Source organism: Pseudomonas sp. 22189 (genome assembly GCF_052045635.1).
Classification (GTDB): domain Bacteria; phylum Pseudomonadota; class Gammaproteobacteria; order Pseudomonadales; family Pseudomonadaceae; genus Aquipseudomonas; species Aquipseudomonas parakoreensis.
This window is the reverse complement of record NZ_JBQEPG010000020.1, coordinates 1-15,392: the sequence shown is the minus strand read 5'-3', so window position 1 is coordinate 15,392 and position 15,392 is coordinate 1. Positions and strand designations below refer to the sequence as shown.

General features: G+C 57.9%; 16 protein-coding genes. 4 read left to right on the top strand and 12 right to left on the bottom strand.

From position 1 onward, the window contains the following. Positions 1 to 9: 9 nt before the first annotated feature. From ACTJKS_RS20265 to rplM, 6 genes are all read right to left on the bottom strand, one after another. On the bottom strand, positions 10 to 627 hold the full coding sequence (locus ACTJKS_RS20265; protein ID WP_003228048.1) for a glutathione S-transferase N-terminal domain-containing protein: 618 nt from the start codon (positions 625 to 627) through the stop codon (positions 10 to 12). A gap of 146 nt (positions 628 to 773) precedes the next feature. Beyond that, positions 774 to 1,556: a cytochrome c1 gene (locus ACTJKS_RS20260; RefSeq protein WP_007961619.1), complete on the bottom strand. Its 783-nt coding sequence runs from the start codon at positions 1,554 to 1,556 to the stop codon at positions 774 to 776. Beyond that, positions 1,556 to 2,767, bottom strand: coding sequence for a cytochrome b (locus tag ACTJKS_RS20255; RefSeq protein ID WP_108183750.1), 1,212 nt, complete (start codon positions 2,765 to 2,767; stop codon positions 1,556 to 1,558). The genes ACTJKS_RS20260 and ACTJKS_RS20255 overlap by 1 nt, the downstream gene beginning before the upstream one ends. Then, positions 2,767 to 3,360 carry a ubiquinol-cytochrome c reductase iron-sulfur subunit gene (gene petA, locus ACTJKS_RS20250; protein WP_003228055.1) on the bottom strand — a complete coding sequence of 198 codons (594 nt, stop codon included), beginning with the start codon at positions 3,358 to 3,360 and terminating at the stop codon, positions 2,767 to 2,769. The genes ACTJKS_RS20255 and petA overlap by 1 nt, the downstream gene beginning before the upstream one ends. 269 nt (positions 3,361 to 3,629) lie before the next feature. Then, positions 3,630 to 4,022, bottom strand: coding sequence for a 30S ribosomal protein S9 (gene rpsI, locus ACTJKS_RS20245; RefSeq protein ID WP_007961615.1), 393 nt, complete (start codon positions 4,020 to 4,022; stop codon positions 3,630 to 3,632). A gap of 14 nt (positions 4,023 to 4,036) precedes the next feature. Then, a complete protein-coding gene (rplM, locus tag ACTJKS_RS20240) occupies positions 4,037 to 4,465 on the bottom strand; it encodes a 50S ribosomal protein L13 (protein ID WP_003228062.1) in 429 nt (142 codons plus the stop codon). Between the two features lie 244 nt (positions 4,466 to 4,709). Between rplM and ACTJKS_RS20235 the strand changes: the two genes are divergently transcribed. Beyond that, a complete protein-coding gene (locus tag ACTJKS_RS20235; RefSeq protein ID WP_041073179.1) occupies positions 4,710 to 5,750 on the top strand; it encodes an NADP(H)-dependent aldo-keto reductase in 1,041 nt (346 codons plus the stop codon). Positions 5,751 to 5,842: 92 nt separating this feature from the next. Here ACTJKS_RS20235 and ACTJKS_RS20230 read toward each other — a convergent pair whose 3' ends face one another. Continuing rightward, positions 5,843 to 6,979 (bottom strand): acyl-CoA dehydrogenase family protein, encoded by a 1,137-nt coding sequence (locus tag ACTJKS_RS20230; RefSeq protein WP_108183751.1) that lies wholly within the window; start codon positions 6,977 to 6,979, stop codon positions 5,843 to 5,845. Positions 6,980 to 7,229: 250 nt separating this feature from the next. Here ACTJKS_RS20230 and ACTJKS_RS20225 point away from each other — a divergent pair, with 250 nt between their 5' ends. Further along, positions 7,230 to 8,126: a GlxA family transcriptional regulator gene (locus tag ACTJKS_RS20225; protein WP_174376918.1), complete on the top strand. Its 897-nt coding sequence runs from the start codon at positions 7,230 to 7,232 to the stop codon at positions 8,124 to 8,126. A 194-nt stretch (positions 8,127 to 8,320) separates the two neighbouring features. On the opposite strand, the gene zapE is transcribed toward ACTJKS_RS20225, so the two are convergent. From zapE to ACTJKS_RS20210, 3 genes are all read right to left on the bottom strand, one after another. Further along, positions 8,321 to 9,415 carry a cell division protein ZapE gene (zapE, locus tag ACTJKS_RS20220; protein WP_041074841.1) on the bottom strand — a complete coding sequence of 365 codons (1,095 nt, stop codon included), beginning with the start codon at positions 9,413 to 9,415 and terminating at the stop codon, positions 8,321 to 8,323. Positions 9,416 to 9,505: 90 nt separating this feature from the next. Beyond that, positions 9,506 to 10,861, bottom strand: coding sequence for a tryptophan--tRNA ligase (locus tag ACTJKS_RS20215; protein WP_047296436.1), 1,356 nt, complete (start codon positions 10,859 to 10,861; stop codon positions 9,506 to 9,508). Positions 10,862 to 10,885: 24 nt separating this feature from the next. Continuing rightward, positions 10,886 to 11,515, bottom strand: a complete 630-nt coding sequence (locus ACTJKS_RS20210; protein ID WP_108184430.1) for an alpha/beta hydrolase — start codon at positions 11,513 to 11,515, stop codon at positions 10,886 to 10,888. A 144-nt stretch (positions 11,516 to 11,659) separates the two neighbouring features. On the opposite strand from ACTJKS_RS20210, the gene ACTJKS_RS20205 reads away from it, so the two are divergent. Next, a complete protein-coding gene (locus ACTJKS_RS20205) occupies positions 11,660 to 12,094 on the top strand; it encodes a YhcB family protein (RefSeq protein WP_007961596.1) in 435 nt (144 codons plus the stop codon). Positions 12,095 to 12,355: 261 nt separating this feature from the next. Here ACTJKS_RS20205 and ACTJKS_RS20200 read toward each other — a convergent pair whose 3' ends face one another. Together ACTJKS_RS20200 and ACTJKS_RS20195 are read right to left on the bottom strand one after the other, a co-directional pair. Beyond that, the gene (locus ACTJKS_RS20200) at positions 12,356 to 13,090 is read right to left on the bottom strand and encodes an OmpA family protein (RefSeq protein ID WP_007961595.1); all 735 of its coding nucleotides are present in this window, start codon (positions 13,088 to 13,090) and stop codon (positions 12,356 to 12,358) included. A 114-nt stretch (positions 13,091 to 13,204) separates the two neighbouring features. Beyond that, a complete protein-coding gene (locus tag ACTJKS_RS20195; RefSeq protein WP_108183752.1) occupies positions 13,205 to 13,849 on the bottom strand; it encodes an MBL fold metallo-hydrolase in 645 nt (214 codons plus the stop codon). 196 nt (positions 13,850 to 14,045) lie between these two features. On the opposite strand from ACTJKS_RS20195, the gene ACTJKS_RS20190 reads away from it, so the two are divergent. Next, on the top strand, positions 14,046 to 15,392 hold a 1,347-nt coding region (locus ACTJKS_RS20190; RefSeq protein WP_440828981.1), incomplete at its 3' end, for a M10 family metallopeptidase C-terminal domain-containing protein.

Below are 15,392 nucleotides of genomic sequence, written 5' to 3'. Positions count from 1 at the left end.
CCTTAAGCCTTAGCGCATATCGCGTTCGACGCCAGACAGACTCGCCTGGAAAGCCTCACGCGCAAACTGGCGCTCCATATAATCAAGCAGCGGCTTGGCCGGCCGCGGCAGTTCAATACCCAGAATCGGCAAACGCCAGAGTATTGGCAATAGGCAGCAATCCACCAGACTTTGTTCCTCACTGAGGAAAAACGGCTTGTCGGCAAACAACGGCGACACGCCCGTCAGGCTTTCACGCAATTCCTTGCGTGCCACGACACGCGCGGCTTCCTTGGTTTTCGGATCCAGAATCAGATCCACCAGACCACACCAGTCGCGCTGAATACGGTGAATCAGCAGACGGCTGTTGGCACGCGCCACCGGGTAAACCGGCATCAGTGGCGGATGCGGGTAACGCTCATCCAGATATTCCATCACCACGGTCGACTCCCACAACGCCAGGTCGCGATCGACCAGTGTCGGGAGACTGCCGTAAGGGTTCACCTCAATCAGTTTAGGCGGCTGGCGGCCAGCTTCCACGTAAATGATTTCGGCGCTGACACCCTTCTCTGCAAGCACGATGCGCACTCGGTGGGAATAGTGGTCGGCGGGGTCGGAGTAACAGGCCAACCGATTGGTCACGCCCATGGCGATCCTCCTCGCTTGTTGAAATGATTGGAACCGGAAAAACGCGCGCGCCCAGAGGGCGCCTCCCGCAATGCCTGGCGAACCAGACATTGCGTTATCGGAGGCGCCCTTGGGCGCGCGCGATTAACAGCAATGCTTGAAGCGTATCAGTGCACGTCTTTCCAGTATTCACGCTTGAGCAGGTAGGCGAACACAAAGAAGAACGCCAGATACAGCAAGACGTAAGTACCGATGCGCTGATGTTGCAGCTTAACCGGGTTAGCCGAGTAAGCCAGGAAGGTTACCAGATTCTTGACCTTCTCATCGAACTGCTCTTCGTTCAGAGCACCGGTTTTCGGCACGATGGTCAACTGATCGCACGCTTCATGAGTCAGCGGCGTACCGGTCAGCGGATCGTATTGCTTCTTGCCGTCCTCGACGATCTGCACTTGCTTGCAGCCCACCACCTGACGACCTTGCAGGCCGACCAGCACGTTAGGCATGCCGACGTTCGGGAAGACCTTGTTGTTCACGCCCCAAGGGCGCGCCGGATCTTCGTAGAACGAGCGCAGGTAACCGTAGAGCCAATCGGTGCCACGCACCCGAGCCACCAGGGTCAGGTCCGGTGGCGCAGCACCGAACCAGGTCTTGGCGTCTGCCGGCTGCATGCCGATGTTCATGTGGTCGCCGATCTTGGCGCCGGTGAACACCAGCTTCTCGAGCATCATGTCGTGGGGAATGCCGAGGTCATCGGCCACCCGTTCGTAACGCTGGAACTTGGCACTGTGGCAACCCATGCAATAGTTGGCAAAGGTGCGCGCACCGTCCTGCAGGGCAGCTTTATCGGACACGTCGATGTCGACTTTTTCCAGCTCCGGACCACCGTGTTCGGCGGCGAAAGACAGCACAGGCAGCGCAGCAAAAATCAGAGCAAAAAATAACTTTTTCATCAGCCAGTCACCCTTTCCGGAACCGGTTTGGTCTTCTCGAGCCTGGTGTAGAACGGCATCAGAATGAAGTAGGCGAAGTACAGGAAGGTGCAGACCTGCGACACCAGCGTGCGCTCCGGCGTCGGAGCGAGTACGCCCAGAATGCCGAGGATCACGAAGGAAATACAGAACACCAGCAGCCAGATTTTGCTCATCCAGCCCTTATAGCGCATCGATTTGACCGGACTGCGGTCCAGCCACGGCAGCACGAACAGCATGGCAATCGAGGCACCCATAGCGATCACGCCCATGAGCTTGTCCGGGATCGCACGCAAGATCGCGTAGAACGGCGTGAAGTACCAGACCGGTGCAATGTGCTCAGGCGTCTTGAAAGGGTTGGCTTGCTCGAAGTTCGGCTTTTCGAGGAAGTAGCCGCCCATTTCCGGGAAGAAGAACACGATAAAGCAGAAGATGAACAGGAACACCACCACGCCGACGATGTCTTTCACGGTGTAGTACGGGTGGAAGGCAATGCCGTCCAGCGGGATACCGTTTTCGTCTTTGTGCTTCTTGATGTCGACGCCGTCCGGGTTGTTCGAACCGACTTCGTGCAGCGCCAGAATGTGCAGCACCACCAGACCGAGAATCACGATCGGCAACGCCACGACGTGCAAGGCGAAGAAGCGGTTCAGAGTGATTCCGGAGATCAGGTAGTCACCACGAATCCACTGGGTCAGGTCGTTGCCGATGACCGGAATCGCACCGAACAGCGAGATGATCACCTGGGCACCCCAGTAGGACATCTGCCCCCAAGGCAGCAGATAACCCATGAAGGCCTCAGCCATCAGCGCCAGGTAGATCAGCATGCCGAACACCCAGACGAGTTCACGCGGTTTCTGGTACGAACCGTAGAGCAGGCCCCGGAACATGTGCAGATAAACCACGATGAAGAACGCCGAAGCACCGGTGGAGTGCAGCAGACGCAGGATCGAGCCGTACTCGACGTCGCGCATGATGTACTCGACGGAAGCGAACGCCTCTTCTGCCGACGGGGTGTAGCTCATTGTCAGCCAGACACCGGTGACGATCTGGTTGACCAGCACCAGCAGTGCCAGCGAGCCGAAGAAATAGAAGAAGTTGAAGTTTTTTGGCGCGTAATACTTGCTGAGATGGTCTTCCCACATTTTGGTCGCAGGGAAGCGCGCATCCACCCAATCCATGAACTTGCTCATCACGCTTTCTCCGTATCGACGCCAATGACAATCAGGTCATCGGTCTCATAGGAATGCGGGGGAACTGGCAGGTTCAAAGGCGCGGGTTGCGACTTGTAGACGCGGCCAGCCAGATCGTAGTGGGAACCGTGGCAAGGGCAGAAATAGCCGCCGACCCAGTCTTTACCCAAGTCCGCAGGCGCCACTTCGGGACGGAAGGTGGGAGAGCAACCCAGGTGAGTGCAGATCCCGATCAGCAGCAGGATTTCCGGCTTGATCGAGCGCACTTCAGGATCGACATAAGTAGGTTGCGTGGAGTTTTTGGAAGTCGGATCGGAGAGCTGGCCCTCGATCTTCTTGAGATTCCCCAGGATTTCCGCAGTACGGCGGACAATGAACACCGGCTGGCCGCGCCATTCGGCAATCATCTGCTGTCCTGGCTCGATCTTGCTGACATTCACTTTCACCGGTGCACCGGCGGCTTTCGCCTTGGCACTGGGAAACCATGACCCCACGAACGGGACCGCAGCCCCCACCGCTCCTGCAGCACCCACCACGGATGTGGCTGCTACCAAGAAGCGACGCCGGCCTGCATTCACGCCGTCATTGCTCATTCAGTCCTCTCCCATCAGCTTTGTGGCCTGTTAAATCAGGCATCTACTAAATAAATCAATGTTACTTATAAAAATTTTGCCGAGATGGTAATGAAAAGCCCCAATTCTGACAAGGGAATTACCCGGGGCTCCCACCCTCAAGCCTTGTAGTATAGGGGGTCTACGAATGTGGCAAGTTGTCACAGCGCAATTCTTTAATAAATCGCAGGCATAAAAAAACGCCCGGTTCCGTGAGGAATCGGGCGTTCTTTTTTGAACGTGGAAACGAATTAACGCTTCGAGTACTGCGGACGCTTACGCGCTTTACGCAGACCAACTTTCTTACGTTCAACTTCACGGGCGTCGCGAGTAACGAAGCCAGCTTTGCGCAGAGCGCTACGCAGGGTTTCGTCGTAGTCCATCAGAGCGCGAGTGATACCGTGGCGGATTGCGCCAGCCTGACCACTTACACCACCACCGATGACAGTGACGTAGATGTCGAACTTCTCGACGGTCTCGGTCAGTTCCAGCGGCTGACGAACTACCATGCGGGCAGTTTCGCGGCCGAAGAACGAGTCCAGGGAGCGGTTGTTGATGGAGATGTTACCAGTACCCGGACGCAGGAAAACGCGTGCGGTTGCGGTCTTGCGACGGCCAGTGCCGTAATTTTGAGTCGCCGACATAATGAACTATTCCGTTAAATCTTCAGTTCTTGGGGCTGCTGAGCAGTATGAGGGTGTGCAGCGCCCGCATAGACTTTCAGCTTACGGTACATGTCACGACCCAGCGGGTTCTTAGGCAGCATGCCTTTAACCGCGGTCTCGATCACGCGCTCAGGGGCCTTGGCGATCAGCTTTTCAAAGTTGATCGACTTGATGCCGCCCGGGAAACCGGAGTGGGAGTAGTACATTTTGTCAGTGGTTTTAGCGCCGGTTACACGGATCTGCTCGGCGTTGATTACGACGATGTAGTCGCCGGTGTCAACGTGAGGAGTGTACTCAGGCTTGTGCTTGCCACGCAGACGGCTCGCGATTTCGGTGGCCAGACGACCCAGGGTCTGACCAGCAGCGTCGACGACAAACCAGTCGCGCTTTACTGTTTCCGGTTTAGCAGTAAAAGTTTTCATTCTTTATAGCCTCAGGGGCCGCCTGTAAATAAGACGGCGGATCTTACTGAATAGTGCGTACTTTGACAAGTCAAAGGCAGCCGGATACAGACGCTTTCGGGGGCTCGGGTCGGCGCGTCCGTTCAACGGCAAGATTCTTCGGCGGCGGCGCATCACTTCCACTGCAGAAAGAGGTCGGCAATTATGCAGATTGCGAAAAAATTTTCAACCTGCTTTTATGATTGTTTTGCCCAAGGAGCACCCGATGGACTATCGCCAGCTAGGCCGTACCGACCTGAACGTGAGTGCAATCTGCCTCGGCACCATGACCTGGGGCGAGCAAAACACTGAAGCTGAAGCCTTCGCCCAGATCGAGCGGGCCAAGGAAGCCGGGATCAATTTCATCGACACCGCCGAGATGTACCCGGTGCCGCCGAAAGCCGAAACCTACGCCACCACCGAGCGCTACATCGGCAATTATTTCAAAAGCCGTGGTGATCGTGCCGACTGGATCCTCGCCAGCAAGATCGCCGGCCCGGGCAACACCATCGACTACATCCGCGACAAAAACCTGCGCCACAACCGCCAGCACATCACTGAAGCGGTGGATGCCAGCCTCAAGCGCCTGCAGACCGATTACATCGACCTCTACCAGTTGCACTGGCCGGAGCGCAGCACCAACTTTTTCGGACAACTGGGCTACAAACACAAGATCGAAGCCAACCTGACGCCGCTTGAAGACACCCTCGAAGCCCTCGATGAGCAAGTGAAGGCCGGCAAGATCCGCCACATCGGCCTGTCCAACGAGACGCCGTGGGGCACCATGCGCTTCCTTGCCCTGGCCGAAGCCCGGGGCTGGCCGCGCGCGGTGTCGATCCAGAACCCGTACAACCTGCTCAACCGCAGCTTTGAAATCGGCCTGGCGGAAATCGCCATCCGCGAACAGTGCGGCCTGCTCGCCTACTCGCCGCTGGCATTCGGTTTCCTGTCCGGCAAGTACGAAGGCGGCGCGCGTCCGCCGAAAGGTCGCCTGAGCCTCTACAGCCGCTTCAGCCGCTATTTCAACGCGCAATCGGAAGCGGCCTGCAGCCGTTACGTGGCCCTGGCCCGTGAACACGGTCTGGATCCGGCACAGATGGCGCTGGCGTTCGTCACTCAGCAACCGTTCGTCACCAGCAACATCATTGGCGCCACGACGCTGGAGCAACTGGACAGCAACATTGCCAGTTTTGATCTGAAGCTTTCCGATGAGGTGCTGGCGGGGATCGAGGCGATTCACAAGGATCATCCGAACCCGGCGCCTTGATCGGCCGTTAAAAGCTTCGCGAGCAGGCTCGCTCCCNGATCCCTGTGGGAGCGAGCCTGCTCGCGAAGGGGCCCGTCAATTCACTGCAGAACTCACAGCGACCGCGCAATGATCTCCTTCATGATTTCATTGGTACCGGCATAAATCCGCTGCACCCGTGCATCCGCCCACGCCCGGGCCACCGGGTATTCCCACATGAAACCGTAGCCGCCATGCAACTGCACGCACTCGTCGAGCACCTTGCATTGCAGGTCGGTGCCCCAGTATTTGGCCATCGCTGCTGTCGGCACATCCAGCTTGCCCTGCAGATGCAGCTCCAGGCACTTGTCGACAAAGACCCGGCCGATCTGAATCTCGGTAGCCATTTCCGCCAGTTTGAAGCGGGTGTTCTGGAAATCGGCAATCGCCTTGCCGAACGCCTTGCGATCACGGGTGTAATCCAGCGTCCATTGCAGCGCCGCTTCGGCTGAGGCCAGACCACCAATCGCCACGGTCAGACGCTCCTGTGGCAATTCCTGCATCAAATAGGCAAACCCCGCCCCGGCCTGACCCAGCAGGTTTTCCTTGGGGACACGCACATCCTGAAAGAACAATTCCGACGTGTCCTGCGCCTTCATTCCGACCTTCTCCAGGCGTTTGCCCTTCTCGAAGCCCGGCGTATTCGCCTCTACCACAAACAGGCTGGTGCCTTTGGCGCCGGCCTTGGGATCGGTTTTGGCGACCACGATCACCAAATCAGCGAGAAAGCCGTTGGTGATGAAGGTCTTGGAGCCGTTGATCACGTACTCGTCGCCGTCCAGCACTGCGGTGGTCTTGACCCCTTGCAGGTCGGAACCGGCACCCGGTTCGGTCATGGCAATCGCACTGACCATCTCGCCCGAGACCAGTTTCGGCAGGTACTTCTGCTTAAGCGCTTCGCTGCCGTAATGCAGGATGTACGGCGCAACGATGTCCGAATGCAACGAGAAACCGATCCCGGTCAGACCCAGACGACCGACCTCTTCGATTACCACGGCGCTGTACAGAAAGTCCGCGCCCAGGCCGCCGTACTCTTCCGGCAGGTGCGAGCAGAGCATCCCCGCCTCCCCCGCCTTGTTCCACAGTTTGCGGTCGATGTGGCCTTGTTTCTCCCATTGCGCATGGAACGGCACGGCCTCTTTTTCGAGGAAGGTTCGTACGCTGTCGCGGAACAATTCGTGCTCGGAGCTGAACAAGGTTCTGGGGATCATGCGGCACCTTTCATTGTTGTTGGAGGAATATGACCTTCAGAGACTAAGCCTCACCTCCGACACAGGACACTGGACACATCCGACAAAAAATAAGACGATCCAGCCGTCTGGTGACCACTTTCCCTTATAAAAACAAAACAAAAGTTGAATTATGTCCAAGCAAGTCTCCACGCCCTTGCGGCGCGTCAGCATCCTGGCAATCGACCGGGTTTTCGCATCCACTCTCATGCAGGCCAAGGATTTCTTTCATTTGGCCAGCCTGCGTTACGGCAAACAACTGGGCCACGGCCTGACACCGGCGTTTGAAACCCGCTTGGTCAGCCCCGACGGCAAACCGGTGAACAGCTTCAGTGACGTGATGATGCCGGTGGACGGCGGCCTGGAAAACGCCGACGTCATCATCCTCCCGGCGTTCTGGGATGATTTCGACACACTGTGCAGCCGTTATCCACAGATCCTGCCATGGCTGCGCGAGCAACATGCCCGCGGCGCCGTGCTCTGCGGCGAAGCCACCGGGGTGTTCTGGCTGGCCGAGGCTGGGCTGCTCAACGGCAAGGAAGCGACCACCTACTGGCGCTTCTTCAATGCCTTTGCCGAGCGCTTTCCCAAGGTGTACCTCAATCAGGACAAGCACCTGACCGACGCCGACAACCTGTATTGCGCCGGCGGCACCACTTCGGCCTGCGACCTGTATATCTACCTGATCGAACGCTTCTGCGGCGCCAACGTGGCGCAAGCCGTGGCCCGCGACATTCTGTATGAAGTGCAGCGCAGTTATTCGCCGGGACGTATCGGTTTCGGCGGGCAGAAGCTGCACCAGGACGTGATCATCCTGCAGATCCAGCACTGGCTCGAAGAGCATTTCGCCGACAAGTTCCGCTTCGAAGACGTGGCCCGCGAGCACGGTATGAGCATCCGCAACTTCATGCGCCGCTTCCAGACCGCGACTGGCGACAAGCCGCTGCACTACCTGCAACGCCTGCGCATCGAGACTGCCAAAGGTCTGTTGTCGGGCAGCCGCAAGAGCATCAAGACCATCAGTTACGAGGTCGGCTACGACGATGCGAGCTTCTTTGCGCGGCTGTTCCGCCAGCACACCGAGCTGTCGCCGAACCAGTATCGGCAGCAGTTTCAGCAGGCCGCGTAGCCCCCTGAACAAACACAAAATCTGTGGGAGCTGGCTTGCCAGCGATGGCGTCGTGTCAGGTGATATCTATTTCTCTGACAAACCGCTATNCGCTGGCAAGCCAGCTCCCACAGGGATTGCAGTGCATTAGAGATTTTTTCAGCGCATAAAAAAGGCCTGCAATTGCAGGCCCTTTTTTTGTATGCCGAATCTGTTCAAGGCTTGTGCGCCCGCGACAGGAATTCGTGCGATTGCATCTCCAGCAGACGGCTCAGCGTACGCTGGAACTCGAACGTCAGGCGTCCGCCGGTGTACAGGTCTTTCAACTCGACTTCGGCAGAAATGATCAGCTTGACGTTACGGTCGTAGAACTCGTCGACCATGTTGATGAAGCGTCGGGCGATGTCGTCGGTGGTGACGCTCATCTGTTCGACACCACTGAGCAGCACGGCGTGGAATATCTTGCCCAGCTCGATGTAGTCGTTCTGGCTGCGCGGGCCGTCGCACAGTTCACGGAAGTCAAACCAGGCCACGTCGTCACAGGTGCGCAGGGCACGGATTTCGCGGTTCTCGATGATCAGCACATCGTTCTCGACCGCCGCCGTGCATTCCGGCGTCAATGCCTTGAAGCTCTTGCGCAGGCTTTCGTGCGCGGCTTCGTCCAGCGGATAGTGGAACAGCTCCGCTTGTTCGAGGTGGCGCAGGCGGTAGTCGACACCGCTGTCGACGTTGACGATTTCGGTGTTCTGCTTGATCAGCGCGATGGCCGGCAGGAAGCGTGCGCGTTGCAGGCCGTCCTTGTACAAGCCGTCCGGAACGATGTTCGAGGTCGCAACCAGGGTCACGCCGTTCTTGAACAGCTCTTCCATCAGCGTGCCGAGGATCATCGCGTCGGTGATGTCCGAGACGAAGAATTCATCGAAGCAGATCACTCGCGACTCGGTCGCAAAACGCTTGGCGATGATGGTCAGCGGGTTTTTCTCGCCGCCGAGGGTTTTCATCTCTTCGTGCACACGTTTCATGAAACGGTGGAAGTGGGTGCGGGTCTTTTCCTTGAACGGCAGCGCTTCGAAGAAGGTGTCGACCAAGTAAGTCTTGCCGCGACCCACGCCGCCCCAGAAGTACAGGCCCTTGACCGGCGTCTGATCCTTCTTGCCAAACAGTTTGCCCAGCAAACCCGGCTTGTTCTGCTCGGCCGCGATCAGATCGTCGTACAGGCGCTGCAGATGACGCACAGCAGTTTCCTGCGCAGCGTCATGGAAGAAGTCCGGGCGTTTCAGATCAGCTTGGTATCGTTCTAGGGGCGTCATAATTCGTTAGCAAGGCAACAAAAACGGGCCGTCACTGTAGCGACGGCCCGTAGGAATGGCAATCAGCCCTTGGTCGGGCCGCACCGTTGTTTAGTCCTGAACCGGGGTCAGCGCTACGCGCAAAGCTTCGATCGCGGCGTCCCGCGCAGCAGCATCAGCGAACGCCGGGCTGTCACCCACGCACTCGCCTTCCAGCCACACACTGAAGCTCAGGTCTTGATTGCGGATGTCCAGCGCCTGACCGGTTTGCAGTTGCTTGGTCACCTGGCCGGCGGTTTTGCCGTCGGCAAAGTTGCGCGACAGCAGCAGTTGCTCGCCATCGGCCGCCAGCAGACGGAAACGGAAGCTGCCGTCGTCTTCACGGAAGCTGACGAAACGTGCAGCCTTCACGGCTTTCTTCTTGGTGGTCGCCGCGACTTGCACCTGATTGACGAACGAACGCAGGCCAACCGCTTCACGCAGTTCGTTGAGGAACGGCGTCGCCACCGCACGGGCCTTTTTCGCGCCGTGTTGCAGGATGTCTTCCAGATCCGCCGGACGCTCGATCAGTTGGTGATAGCGTTCGCGGGACTCGCCCAGTTCATTGTCGAGCAACTGGAACAGACGATTCTTCGCCTCGCCCCAACCCAGACCGCCGAGCAGTTCGCTGCGGAATTCGTCAGCCTGCGCTGGTGTGGCGAAGGCCTGGAACAGGGTGAACAGGTGCGAGTTGTCCGGATCTTTGGCTTCGCCCGGCGCTTTGGAGTCGGTGACGATCCGCGAGATCGCGTCCTTCATCTCTTTGGCGCTGGAGAACAGCGGGATGGTGTTGTCGTAGCTCTTCGACATCTTGCGCCCGTCGAGGCCTGGCAACGTCGCCACGCTTTCCTCGATCAGCGCTTCAGGCATGGTGAAGAACTCTTTGCCCTGGCCGAACAAGTGGTTGAAGCGCTGGCCGATGTCGCGGGCCATTTCCACGTGCTGGATCTGGTCACGACCGACCGGGACCTTGTGCGCGTTGAACATCAGAATGTCCGCTGCCATCAGCACCGGGTAGCTGTAGAGGCCCATGGTGATGCCGGCATCCGGGTCTTCACCGCTCTCGACGTTCTTGTCCACCGAAGCCTTGTAGGCGTGCGCACGGTTGAGCAGGCCCTTGGCGGCGACGCAGGTCAGCAGCCAGGTCAGCTCGGGAATTTCCGGAATGTCGGACTGGCGATAGAAGGTCACACGGTCGACATCCAGGCCGCCGGCCAGCCAGGTCGCGGCGATTTCCAGACGCGAGCGCTGGATGCGCAGCGGGTCATCGCATTTGATCAGGGCATGGTAGTCGGCCAGGAAGTAGAACGAATCGGCATTGCTGTCGCGGCTGGCGAGGATCGCCGGGCGGATGGCGCCGGCGTAGTTGCCCAGGTGCGGCGTGCCGGTGGTGGTGATGCCGGTGAGAATACGGGTACGGTTCGTCATGGGTAATCGCTTGTCAGACTGCAATCAATTCGAGAGACGCGGCAGGATCAGATCCTTGAGATCGGTCAGCTTGCCATGAAAAAAGTGTCCGCATTCTGCCACTTTCAGCAGCTCATGGGGGCGCTGGAGTTGTTCCGACCAGTCATAGACCAGCTGCGGATCGATCACTTCGTCGGTTTCCGGCTGGATCACGGTCAGCTCGCCGTGCTGTGGCAGTGGATCCTGATCGCCCAGGCGCATCACCGCCGGCGCGACCATGAACAGCTGCTTGAGCTGCACGCCTTGGGTTTCGAGACGACCGCCGAGACTTGCTGCAACAAATCCGCCGAAGGAGAAACCGAACAGGGTCAGCGGCAGATCCGGGTGCTTTTCCCGCAACCAGGCGGCGGCAGCCTGGGCGTCGTCGACTTCACCGCTGCCCATATCGTGGGAGCCTTCGCTGGCACCGACGCCGCGATAGTTGAAGCGCAAAGTAATCAGGCCGGCGTCGCGCGCAGTGCGCTGCAGGGTCGAGACGACCTTGTTGAGCATGGTGCCGCCCTGCACCGGGTTCGGATGGCAGATCAGCGCGATGCCGATTGGCTGCTCGTTATCGAGGTACAGCGCTTCGATTTGGCCGACTGGGCCATCAATCACTACAGGGGTTTCACGCATCAGCAAGGAAGGAACTCCGTGACCTCGAATCGGGTCGACTCGTCTAGCAAATTGTCTGTGCCAATCTATTGCGAGTGAATCGCGGTATACAGCGCAGGTTCGAGCCGTTAACGTAAAGCAAAGCCGTTTATAGAGGAAGGACTCGTGGAACACTCGCTCTTAGTTTGGTTGTTACCGACTCTTGCCCTGGTTGTGGGTGTCGCCATTGGATTCCTGATCGCTCGCGTCGCACCGAATGCCGCGCCGAGCCGCACGCAGCGTCAACTGGATGATATCCAGGAGCGCTTCGACAGCTATCAAAACGAGGTGGTCACCCACTTCAACAGCACCGCGATGCTGGTCAAGAAGCTGACCCAAAGCTATCAGGAAGTGCAGGATCATCTCGCCGAGGGCGCCAACCGCCTGGCCCTGGACGAGCAGACCCGTCAACGTCTGATCGCCGCTTTGCACGCCGATGCCGCACAGGCACCGCGCGAACGTCTGACGCCACCGCGCGATCAGGAGCCGCCGCGTGATTACGCGCCAAAAGCCCCGAACTCACCGGGTATGCTTGATGAGCATTACGGTCTGAAGAAGTAATCGGGTTTCGCGCCCAACAAAAAGCCCTCGGACAATTCGGTTGTCCGGGGGCTTTTTTGTATCTGTTGAGTTTGTGGTGCCTGCACAGGCCCAACAACCCTGTAGGAGCTGTCGAGTAAAACGAGGCTGCGATCTTTTGATCTTGTTGTTGAACCTGAAGATCAAAAGATCGCAGCGTGCCGCAGCTCCTACAGGGTGACTGCGTTCGGGCAAAAAAATGCCCGGTCACAAGACCGGGCATTTCTTCACTCAAGCATTCACTTACGGATACTGCTGAACCGTACCCGGCTGTTGCTGCTGACCACCATACTGCTGACCCGGAATCGCCTTCAGGTTGACCTCGACGCGGCGGTTCTGCGCGCGGCCATTGACGTCACCGTTGCTGGCAATCGGGTTATCCGGGCCGGCGCCACGGGCCGACAGGTTGGCACCGCTGACACCTTGCGAGGTCAGGTAAGTTGCCACGCTCTGCGCACGACGCTGGGACAAGTCCATGTTGTGCTGGCGGCTGCCGGTGCTGTCGGTGTAGCCGACGATTTCGATCTGGTTCTGGTTGAACTCTTTTAGCGAGTTCGCCAGGTTGTTCAGCGGTTGGTAGAAGCTCGGTGCGATGTTCGCCGAATCAGTGGCGAAGGTGATGTTGCCCGGCATGATCAGTTTGATCTGATCGCCTTGGCGCTGCACTTCAACCCCGGTATTGGCCATGCTGGCGCGCAGCTTTTTCTCTTGCTGGTCGGCGTAGTAACCGTAACCGGCGGCCGAAGCACCGACCACCGCCGCGCCGATCAAGGCGCCCTTGCCACGGTTGTTGTGGTCGATGGCGGCACCTGCCAATGCACCGGCCAGAGCGCCGAGGCCACCGTATTTGGCAGTTTTGCTCATGCCTTGCGAGCCACCGTCGGCCTGCCCCTGATTGTCATACGGGTTGGGCGAGGCGCAACCGGCCAACATGGCCACAGCGGTAGCAACAATAATCAAACGAGGCGTGGTGAACATGAAGAGCTCCTGGTTTTTGCATTTTGTGTGGCAGCGGCCCTAGGCAATAGACCTGTGCGGGCGTTGGATCATGACAATGCCGAAAAATTCCGCTGCACACTCGTGACAAAATGTTTAGGCGCGCACGAACGGGTTTTCGCGCATTTCATCCCCGAGACGCGTGTCCGGACCATGCCCGGCAACCACGATGGCGTCTTCGTCGAGCGTGTACAGCCGCTGCTTGATCGATCGCACGATGGTCGCCTGATCGCCGCCCCACAAATCCGTGCGCCCTACCCCGCGACGAAACAACGTGTCGCCGGCAATCAACAGCTTAGCCTCGGAAAACCAAAAGCTCATGGAACCGGGCGTATGTCCCGGTGTATGCAGCGCCACACCGCAGCCACAGGCCAGTTCTTCATCGTCGCTCAACCAGCGATCCGGCGACGGCACCGGAGTGTACGGCACACCAAACATCTGGCATTGCATCTCAAGGTTGTCCCACAGGAACTGGTCTTCCTTGTGCAGATGCAAGGTTGCGCCGGTTTTCTCTTTCATCTGCCCGGAAGCGAGGAAGTGATCGAGGTGCGCGTGGGTGTGGATGATGCTGACGACTTTCAGACCGTGAGCATCAAGGCGCGCCATGATCAGGTCAGGATTGCCGCCTGGGTCGACGACGATGGCTTTTTTCGTGACAGGGTCACCGATGATCGTGCAGTTGCACTGCAGGGGGCCGACGGGGAAAGTTTCGCGGATGAGTACGGAGTTGGGAATGGACATGAATGATCCTGCAAACAATGGTGGTCGAACCTCAGCATTCTAATGCCTTGGCCGATAGATATCGTCGGGTCAGGTATTTGACGCCACTAATCAGAAAGTGATGGCCAGATGATGTCAACCGTACAGAATCTGGTGCAAAATCACACCTTTGTCGTGGCCGCATCAGGACGGGCCGCAGAGCACTCAGGAAAACAGCATGCCTACGCCAAGTACTTACTCCAGCAGTTTCTCATCGTCTTTAACGGGTGTTGCAATTGTCGACAGCCTTATCTCTGGCACCTATTGGCTGGGATCCAACTGGAGTCCGCTTGGGCCAACCAACCTCAGCTACAGTTTCATGGCACCGGGAACGTCGTATTTCATCACCAACTATAGTCCCGACAATGAGTACAACGCGCTTTACGAGCTGACTGCCGGACAAAAGCTTGCAGTCACCAGTGCATTGAGTGCCTGGAGTGCCGTAGCCAATATCAATTTCACGCTGACCACTGACACCATCGCCAACGTGGGCGACCTGCGTTTTGGTGGCTATCGGTTAATGGATGACCAAACGGCGGCCTGGGCCTATTTTCCTGCCAACAACCCTGCCGCCGGTGATGTCTGGGTCGGTCCGCAAACCAACGATCCGAACCCGGGCAAAGGGACTTACGACTACTTGACGTTCGTTCATGAAATCGGCCATGCCCTGGGGCTCAAGCATCCGTTCGACACCAGTGCCACCAACAAGACTCTGCTTGACCCGAAACTGGACGATGTTCACTTCACAGTGATGAGTTACAACAGTAACTATTCCTATCAACCGACTACGCCAATGGTACTGGACATCCTTGTCATCCAAAGTCTCTATGGCGCAAATGTTCTCTGGCAGACCGGCGATAACGTTTACAAATGGGATGCAGGTCAGTCGATCTTCGAGACTATTTGGGATGCGGGCGGTAACGACACCATTGACGCAAGCAATCAACTCTCCGCCGTCGGTATAAACCTGAATGAAGGTGCCTACAGTCAAATCGGCAAGACATTTGTCGATTACACAAACATGACTGCAGTGAACGACGGCCTGGCGATCGCCTACGGCGCCAAAATCGAAAATGCCACCGGGTCGGCCTTCAATGACGTGCTCATCGGCAACACGCTGGACAACACGCTCAATGGCATGGCCGGTGCAGACACCATGTCGGGTGGCACGGGCAATGACATCTATATCGTCGACAACATTGCAGACGTCGTCATCGAGACCAGTACTTTAGCCACTGAAATCGACACCGTTCGCTCTTCGGTCGATTGGGTTCTCGGCGCCAATCTGGAAAACCTTGTACTGACAGGCACTGACAATCTCACTGCCACGGGCAACTCCCTGAACAACGTCCTGACGGGCAATGACGGCAATAACAGCCTGTTGGGCGGTCTGGGCGCCGACACTCTGATCGGCGGCGCCGGCAACGACATCTATGGTGTCGAAAACGTCAACGACGTTGTCATCGAGCTCGCCGGCGAAGGCCGCGATCTGATCAGAACCAAAGTCAGCTACACCCTCTCGGAC